5 protein-coding genes are annotated in these 4,629 nt (G+C 67.9%); 4 read left to right on the top strand and 1 reads right to left on the bottom strand.

Translation table 11 applies throughout. The features are described 5' to 3' along the window. Nucleotides 1–234 precede the first annotated feature (234 nt). From AB0447_RS36310 to AB0447_RS36320, 3 genes are all read left to right on the top strand, one after another. On the top strand, nt 235–780 hold the full coding sequence (locus AB0447_RS36310; protein WP_366481231.1) for a GNAT family N-acetyltransferase: 546 nt from the start codon (nt 235–237) through the stop codon (nt 778–780). 133 nt (nt 781–913) lie between these two features. Continuing rightward, the gene (locus AB0447_RS36315; protein WP_366481232.1) at nt 914–1,813 is read left to right on the top strand and encodes a hypothetical protein; all 900 of its coding nucleotides are present in this window, start codon (nt 914–916) and stop codon (nt 1,811–1,813) included. Between the two features lie 186 nt (nt 1,814–1,999). Further along, nucleotides 2,000–3,403 (top strand): MFS transporter, encoded by a 1,404-nt coding sequence (locus tag AB0447_RS36320; protein ID WP_366481233.1) that lies wholly within the window; start codon nt 2,000–2,002, stop codon nt 3,401–3,403. A gap of 43 nt (nt 3,404–3,446) precedes the next feature. On the opposite strand, the gene AB0447_RS36325 is transcribed toward AB0447_RS36320, so the two are convergent. After that, nucleotides 3,447–3,953 (bottom strand): NUDIX domain-containing protein, encoded by a 507-nt coding sequence (locus AB0447_RS36325; protein WP_366481234.1) that lies wholly within the window; start codon nt 3,951–3,953, stop codon nt 3,447–3,449. Between the two features lie 120 nt (nt 3,954–4,073). On the opposite strand from AB0447_RS36325, the gene AB0447_RS36330 reads away from it, so the two are divergent. After that, nucleotides 4,074–4,511: a cytidine deaminase gene (locus AB0447_RS36330; protein ID WP_366481235.1), complete on the top strand. Its 438-nt coding sequence runs from the start codon at nt 4,074–4,076 to the stop codon at nt 4,509–4,511. Nucleotides 4,512–4,629 lie beyond the last annotated feature (118 nt).

The raw sequence follows: 4,629 nt of genomic DNA on the forward strand, positions 1-4,629 counted from the left end.
AGGCGAGTGTTACCGTCGGCATCGTGATGAGTCCGGAGTTTCTGATCCCCGGTACGGCGCCATCGCCAGTCGAGCCGGCCGGCTCTCGCTACGGCACAGGCGAGGGGCGGACCGACTTTCTCAACACCGCCGCGCGTTCGTGGGGATGACGGCGGTGACACGCAAGGCGCATCGCATGCGGATCCCGTGGAACTGCGGGTGCGACCTGTTGACGGCTTCTGGCGAGGGGTCCCGATGATCACCTGGCGCCGACTCGGCGAGACCGACTTCCCGCGGCTGAGGCGGTGGCTCGAAGAGCCGCACGTCGCGCGGTGGTGGAACCACGAGACTTCGCCGGAGGCAGTGGCCCGCGACTTCGGCCCGGCGGCGCGCGGGGAAGAACCGTCGGAGGACCTGCTCGTGCTGCTCGACGGCGAACCCGTGGGCCTCGTACAGCGCTGCCGGTTCGCCGACTACCCGGAGTACATCGACGAGTTCGCGGGCCAAGTCGACGTACCGAAGGGGGCGATGAGCCTCGACTACCTGATCGGTGATCCGCGACAGGTTGGTCAGGGGCTCGGTGCGCGCATGATCCGCGCGATCGTCGATGCGACCTGGACCGATCATCCCGACGCCACAGCGATCATCATCCCGGTGTCCGCCGCGAACCGGGCGTCCTGGCGGGTGCTCGAGAAGGCGGGTCTGCACCGGATCGCGGAAGCCGAGTTGGCACCGGACAACCCCGTCGACGACCGCGCGCACTACGTCTACCGGATCGACCGCCCCGGCTCAGTCACGTAGTTCGCCCGGTGACCCACTGGAAGGCCAGGCCGGGGCCGTCGCCGCGAGGGATTGCGGAATCGGTTGCGGAGGATGTTGCGTCGGAGGTTCCGGCATCTGCGATCATGGAACGTCACACTTCTTCTCCCGCGAGGTGATCTCTTTGCGGAAGGTGGCCCTGCGCCCCTACGCACTGTTGCCCCGGCAGTACGACGAACGCAAGGTCCTGGCCTCCACGGTGGATGCGTGGGGAAGGGCCCTCTGGTTGATCTGTCCCGAGGCAGAACTGGTTTCGAACCCGCACGGGCGAGCTCGTCCCGAGCCTCCGAAATATCCTTTCGATGCTCTTCTTGTCATCAACGACGCCGGCAGTGTGGAGGAGCGCACCATAAGGAGCGTGGCGCTGCTGCCCACGCGCGTGGATGCCCTGCCCAACGGCCGTCTGATCCTTTACGGATATCGTGGCGCGCGAAACGCTCAGATATTCGGGCGTGACGGCCGGCCGCGGATCGGCTTCGACATGGGTGCGGCAGTGGACTTGATGATGGCGGACCGCAGGAACAATCTGTGGAGCGGCTATTTCGACGAAGGAATCTTCTCCGACCCCATCAGTGCCCCCGGTTTGGTCCGCTGGGACAGCGGGGGGAACGGTCTGTGGGATTATCGGCCGCCCGAAGGTGCCCCACACATTGCCGACATCGAAGCGCTGAATGTCGTCGACGGCGCGGCCTGGGCAGTCTATTGGCCCCGATCGCCGCTGCTGCACGCCCATGCCAACGGACGGATCCGGGTGCGGGGGACCCCTGTGGGTTCCCCTCGTGGTCTGGCGGTCCAGGGTGACCGCGCGCTCTTCCTCGGCGGAGGAGCTTCCCGTTGCCGTGACCGGCTTTCCCACTGCCGAATGACGGACGATGAAGTCGTCGTGGTGGAGGAGGCGGTTGCCACCATGCCGAACGGTTCGCCGCTGCCGAATTACCGGCGCCCCGTCGGCCGGGGGCCGAACCTCTACCTGCACGGAAAGACCACCAAGCAGTGGTACGTGCTGAGCGTCTGACGTGGGTCGTTGACGGGATCGGTGAGGGTCGGCTGGATAGGGTCCAGACAGCCGTCCGCCTCGGCGGGGACGGAACCTCCCGGCAGGCGTCGAGCGCAGGCTTGACCGATCATCAGGAGTGCTGCCGTGCGACCCCCAGAGACATCATCTGCAGCCGGCAGCCTCGGCTGGAACCGTGGGACGGCGATGCTGGCGCTCCTGTCCTTCGCCATGCTGATCGTTTCGCTCGACCAGTACATCGTCGTCGTGGCGCTCCCCGACATTGCACGCGACCTCGGCTATTCCGCGCAGACGCTCCAGTCGGTCATCAGCGCCTACGCAGTGGCCTCGGCCGGCTTCCTGCTGTTCGGCGGGCGTGCCGCCGACCTCCTCGGACGCCGGCGCATCCTGGTCACCGGCCTCGCACTCTATGCCGGGGCGTCACTCGCGGGAGGATTCTCGGCCAGCGCCGGAATGCTCCTTGCCGCCCGCGCGTTCCAAGGTCTCGGCGGAGCCCTCGTCTTCCCCACCACCCTGGCACTCATCAACACCACGTTCGTCGAAGGCCGCGCCCGCAACCGCGCATTGGGAATCTGGGGAGGGGCAGGCGCGGCAGGGCTCGTCATCGGCGTGCTGCTCGGCGGTCTTCTGACTCAGGCGTTCGGCTGGGAAGCGGTCTTCCTCGTCAACGTCGCCCTGGCCGGCCCTGCGCTGCTCCTTGCCTTCGTACTGATCCCGCCAGATGGGGAACGCGAAAAGGGCCGCAGGTTCGACCTGCCGGGTGCGCTCAGCGTCACTTTCGGCGTCACACTCATCGTGTTCGCCCTCGTGCAAGGCCCCGGGTTGGGTTGGCTTTCGCCGGGCATCCTGGTGAGTGCCGTGGCGGGCCTCCTGCTGATCGGTGCTTTCGTCATCATCGAGCGGCGCAGCTCCGACCCCCTGATGCCACCGCGGCTGCTCTCCAACCCCAACCTGGTCACCGGTGTCGTCATCGCGTTCATGTTCATGGCGACCTTCGGCTCCGTGCTCTACTTCCTCTCCCTCTACTTCCAGGAGATCCTGGGCTACGACGCTTTGCAGACCGGCGCCGGCTTCCTCATCCCCACGGCAGTGGTGGTGGCCGGTTCGACGATCGCAGGCCAGTTGGTGACGCGGTTCGGCCTCAGGCGCACGCTGGCCGCAGCCCTCGCCGTGGGTGCACTCGGTGCAGTCGGGCTCGGCCTCGCGATCTCGCCGTACGGCACGTACGTCGAACTCATCCCCGGCCTCGTGGCGCTCAGCATCGGCGACGGGGTGGTCTTCACCGCCATGTTCATCGCCGCCGCCACCGGAATCTCCGACCGGCAACAAGGCATCGCCTCCGGCATCGCCTCCACCGGCTCGGGCGCCGGTGCAGCGCTCGGCCTCGCCGTCCTCGTCCTGGTGGCGACTGCCGGACTCGATGGCCTCACGGGTGAACAGCTTCGCATCGCCACCGCCGACGGCATCGGCACCGCGCTCTTCGTCGTGGCAGGCGGAATCGCGCTGACCTTCCTCGTTTCCTTCCGCCGCTGCCCGACACCGCCCGAACCGGTACCCGCCCCCGTGCCGTACCAGAGCCGCCGGTGCTGAGGCGAGCGGCCCGCAGCAGTTCCCTTCCGGTTGTTGCTGCCAGCTAGAACGTCTGCGGGCGCGCTTGTAGCGCGGCGGCGATCAAGTCGTGGATGAGGAACTCCCCAGGGGCGCGGTTCTCCTTGAGCCGGGGCAGGTCTTCGGGGCCGAACCAGTCGTAGGCGGTGTGCTTGGACCATTCCAGGACGGGATGGTCCAGGTCGCCGTCGACCTCGACGAGGTAGTCGGCCTCGTGCCGCTCCCCGTTGCCGTCGTCTCCGGTCCAGGTCGTGACGCCGAGCAGGCGCCGGACCCGGCGCAGACGCCAGCCCGTCTCTTCCGCCACCTCCCGCACGAGCGTGTCCATCAGGGTCTCGCCGGACTCGACGTGGCCGCCCACGATGTCCCAGCAGTCAGGGAAGAGCCGCCGGTCGGGGCTGCGCTTCTGGGCGAAGACCCGGCCCTGCCGGTCGAGGATCACCGCCCCCACCGCCCACAGCCGGCCGTCGTCGGGCACCGGCACCTCGACACCGTTGTCGACGACGACGTCCGGATGCTGATCTTCTGCCATGGTCCCAATGTACGGCCGCCGCTGCATCGCCCGGCGGAACAGGCGCACCGCCGATATTCGCTTGCATGCCATCGTCACTCGGGTGGCAATGTCACCTGACCCCTGACGAAGGCAGAGAAGATGACCACGCAGACCCACAACGCCGACCATGAACTCATCCAGGCCGCGGCGCACGTCGCTCGTACTCGTTGCCGGGGCGACAACCACACCATGGCGGCCGCGGCCCGCGCCCGGGACGGCCGGATCGTCACGGCGGTGAACGCCTACCACTTCACGGGAGGCCCCTGCGCAGAGCTGGTCCTCATCGGCACTGCAGCAGCCGAGGGCGCCTACGATCTGGACACGATCGTCGCCGTCGGCGACCGCGACCGGGGGGTTGTTCCCCCGTGCGGCCGGTGCCGTCAGGTCCTTCTCGACTACTTCCCCGCGCTCAAGGTCATCGTCGGGCGAGGCGACAGCATCCGAACCGTCCGCATCACCGACTTGCTGCCCGAAAGCTACGTCTGGGCCGACCACCAGCTCGAGGTCGAGGAGACTGCGCCGCTCAGCACGGGCTGACAGAGCCAGCCGACAACGTGGCGGACTTGCCTGGGGTGGCACTGGAAACCCGATCGGACCGGCCGCCTGACGGCCTTGGGCCCGTGGTGGCCCGTGGCGGTCTATGTCCAACCACAGC

The organism is Streptomyces sp. NPDC051211 (genome assembly GCF_040689505.1).
Lineage (GTDB): Bacteria > Actinomycetota > Actinomycetes > Streptomycetales > Streptomycetaceae > Streptomyces.

Bases quoted from the DNA above. Each gene is read 5' to 3' on its own strand.
- AB0447_RS36325 (WP_366481234.1), bottom strand. From the start codon at position 3,953: ATGGCAGAAGATCAGCATCCGGACGTCGTCGTCGACAACGGTGTCGAG.
- AB0447_RS36310 (WP_366481231.1), top strand. From the start codon at position 235: ATGATCACCTGGCGCCGACTCGGCGAGACCGACTTCCCGCGGCTGAGG.
- AB0447_RS36330 (WP_366481235.1), top strand. From the start codon at position 4,074: ATGACCACGCAGACCCACAACGCCGACCATGAACTCATCCAGGCCGCG.
- AB0447_RS36320 (WP_366481233.1), top strand. From the start codon at position 2,000: ATGCTGGCGCTCCTGTCCTTCGCCATGCTGATCGTTTCGCTCGACCAG.